The organism is Sphingomonas sp., assembly GCF_031361285.1.
Classification (GTDB): domain Bacteria; phylum Pseudomonadota; class Alphaproteobacteria; order Sphingomonadales; family Sphingomonadaceae; genus Sphingomicrobium.
Genome location: NZ_JANMCO010000038.1, coordinates 1 through 3,407, shown reverse-complemented (window position 1 = coordinate 3,407; position 3,407 = coordinate 1). Strand labels below are relative to the sequence as shown.

The 3,407-nt window shown below is 62.3% G+C and carries 3 protein-coding genes; all 3 read right to left on the bottom strand.

Annotated features, from left to right (window positions below; translation table 11 throughout):
• Positions 1-519: 519 nt before the first annotated feature.
• Positions 520-1,032 carry a phospholipid carrier-dependent glycosyltransferase gene (locus tag RMO25_RS04310; RefSeq protein WP_309661374.1) on the bottom strand — a complete coding sequence of 171 codons (513 nt, stop codon included), beginning with the start codon at positions 1,030-1,032 and terminating at the stop codon, positions 520-522.
• Positions 1,033-1,076: 44 nt separating this feature from the next.
• A complete protein-coding gene (locus tag RMO25_RS04305; protein ID WP_309661373.1) occupies positions 1,077-2,735 on the bottom strand; it encodes a DUF6065 family protein in 1,659 nt (552 codons plus the stop codon).
• 393 nt (positions 2,736-3,128) lie between these two features.
• A partial coding sequence (locus RMO25_RS04300; RefSeq protein WP_309661372.1) for a hypothetical protein occupies positions 3,129-3,407 on the bottom strand: 279 nt, incomplete at its 5' end.

Here is a 3,407-nt window from a genome sequence, read left to right as displayed (position 1 = left end):
GGTGCCGGACAGGGCGAAGCCATCATTCTGGCGCAATACTGCGCACTCGCCGGGCCGGGCGCGGAGATTCGCGACCATCCATCCCTTCTGCTTCTGCCCGGTCTGCTCAGACCGATCCTGTGCGAGCACGAGCGTGGGCACGACGAGCAACGAAGCGGCAACCGCACACCAACATCTTGTCATATCACTTTCCCCGACTCGGCGCGAAGGTGCGTCCGTCGCACAAAGTTTAGCACGAATCGAAGGGGTCGCGCGGGGGCGGCCCGTCGACGCTGATCCGTAAGGGGGCCGGCGCCGATCCTCGCAGGAGGACAGGCGAAGCCCACGGAAGTCCGCAATGGGTTGAAAACGGTCATTAGCGCCTGGCAACGGCCAATGTCCGGCATTGGCCGATGACGGACGGTCCGCTTTATGGCAGCGAGAGGACGGAAGCGGACTGTTTGTAGCGCGACGGTGAGCGATCAGTAGCAGACTTCGCTACGCGCTCTTAGGCAAACATAACGCGCGAAAACTCAGCCTCTATCGCCAACCGCCGAATACCCACCGCCTGCCGCCGCCGTCCTCCTGCCGCGCCTTCAGCAGGCAACCGGCCGCCAACAGAATGAACGCCGTCATCGGCATTTCGAGCATGGCGATGCGCGCCTGGACAAAGAGGGTCTGGTTGAAGACCGCCAGCAGGGCAACAAGTACCGCCGGACGGTCCGCCCGGAACATCATCCTCCCGATCCAGAATAGCGCCATCACGCTGGCTGCGGCAAAGAACGCACTTGGCAGTCGCCAGCCGATGCTGTTGTCGCCGAACAGCTCGATGCCCGCAGCGATCATCGTTTTGGCAAAAAGCGGATGCTCGATGTTGACGGGGCCGGAATGTGCAATCAGAGTCCGCGCGGCCGGCACGTAATGGGTCTCGTCGAAATAGAGTTCCGCCGGCGTGCCGATGCGAAAGGCAAACAGCGCGAAGCTGCCCAATCCCAGCGCCAGCGCGACCAGCCGCGCGTCGAGCTTGAGGCGTGCGCCGGGCTTCGGGTTCATGCTACATCCCACCCCCTGTCGATCGCACGCGCAAGCGCGCGAATTTAGCCTCTTTCAGGATGCTCCCGATAGCCTTCGTTCGCCCACCGAAAGTTTGTGTAGGTCATCGAAACGCTGAAATCGAGCGCCTCGACCTGGTGCCACCAGCCGATCGGGACGAACAGCACTTCGCCCGGCTCAATCACCAGCTCGAGCAGCCGGACGTCCCCGAGCTTTGGATAGGCCGAAAGATCGAGCTGCGGATCGGTCAGGTTGCCGATTTCGCTGAACACATGGAGGTGATTGTAGAGCTTCGGCGTTTCCGCAGGCGAAGCCATGACAACCCGCTTTCGCCCGACAATCTGGACAATCAGGTTGTTGGTCAGATCGTGGTGCAGCGGCGTGAAGGTACCCTGTGGCCCGATCCACATCATGCTGGCGTCCTGCCCGCTGGCGTCATCGAGCAGCGCGGGGATACTGCCGAGATCGGCCGCAAGCGGTGCCAGCGCGGCGGCGTTGCTGGCCGAATTATACGCCGTCAGATAAAGGTCATTGCCGCTGACTTCGACAATCTGATCGATGAACCGGTCGAACGGCATCTGTCGCTTGTGCGAATCCTTGTCGAGTTCGAAGCGGGTACTGCCCCGGCGCCCGCCCTGGCATTCGATCGTCGCGCTGCCGATCTCTTCACGCAGATAGTCGGGCGTCCATTTCCCCAGCGCCGGCCAGCCATCGATCGCGCCGCACAGGATAACCGGCCGGCCCGGTGCGTAGAAATTGTCGAGGAAATCTTCGGCGGTCAGATCTGCGCAACGAAAAACGCCGCTGGCGTTTACAGAAAGCGCGCGCTGGCGCTCCATGGTTTCGAACAGCCATTCGTATTTGGCGACTTTCCAGCCGGCTTCGGACGCAACGGGCCGCATTGGAGGAAGTGATCGTTCCGGCAGGACGACCTCTCGGCCAGCCCGCGGTGCCGGTTCGACGAGCGCAGCGTTGGCGAATTCGCGAACGCGCAGCTTGGTCTGGTGATCCGTGATCGGGCACCGCTCGTCAGGCATCAACCCGCGATAATAGAGCTTCTGCCACTTGTCGGCGGGCTTTTTGGGCGGGTGCTCGCGCACATGCCGCTGGAAAGCATCGCGCGAACGCGACCATGCCTCGAAGCTTGCCTTCAGTTCGGGATTTTCGTCGATCGGGACAAAACGCGGCGCGATATCTTCGATCACGCTGCGTTCGATCGGGAAGATGTGCGCAATCGACTCGTCGAGGTCGAAGCGCACCACGTGGTTGGCGCGCGTCAGCCGCCAGTTCATCGTAAAGGTATATGGTGCCCAGTCGGTTTCGATGATACCAGCGAGCGGCACCACGCCATCCTTGGTGCAGTTCGGCGGCCCCCCGGCGAAAAGATTCCAGCCGGCGGGCGTACGGAACAGGCCCTGGACGTGGATGGTGAACGTACCGAGCCCGAACAGGGCGACCGGCGCTTCGTGCGCCAGCGTCCCGGGATCGGCCCTGACGATGACGTCTTCGACCGCCATGCCTCCATTCCACTCGGCTTCGAAGCCGCAGGGGCTGAGAATTTCCCAGCCGTGGCTGTTGGCGATGGTGAGGGGAAGGCAGCGATAGGGATATGATTCGGGCGCCTCATCCATCCATCCCCGCTTTGGCGATGCCGGCCGGATGCGCGGTTCCCAGCCGGGGAAAACGTAGCATGTCAGTTCCATCCGCCCTACCCATTTACGATTGTGATGATCGGTGGCGTCAGCTTGATGCACAGCGGGACATCGTTCGCGCAACTAGTTTTATGGAGGCGGCAACTTCCGGAAGTACTACAGGCGCTGGGGAGCGGGAAGTAATTGTTCGGACGAACATTTAAAGGTTGACTCATCAAAATCCAAGGCGTTCAATATTGAGTCTTGGAGCGAGTGTGGCTTTGGGGGAACGTCTATGTCATACCAGTTCAAGCTCGCGGGCAAGGTTCTGGCGCTCGCAGCCGTTTCGTCGATGGCGCTTTCCCCGGCTCTCGCCGCCGCCAAAAAGGGCTCCTCGGATACCGGTCAGGGTCAGGCGGACAGTAAAAAGAAGAAGCACCATCATGGCGGCAATAATGGCGTTCTCTATGCATTGCTCGGCGCGGGTGCGATAGGCGGCGTTGCTGCGGCAGCGGGCGGTTCCAGTTCGACGCCGACGCCAACCCCGACGCCAACTCCGACGCCGACGCCCACTCCAACGCCGACGCCAACCCCGACGCCAACTCCGACGCCCACTCCAACGCCGACGCCGACGCCAACCCCGACGCCCACTCCGACGCCCACTCCAACGCCGACGCCGACGCCGACCCCAACGCCGACGCCAACTCCGACGCCAACGCCCACGCCAACGCCGACGCCAACTCC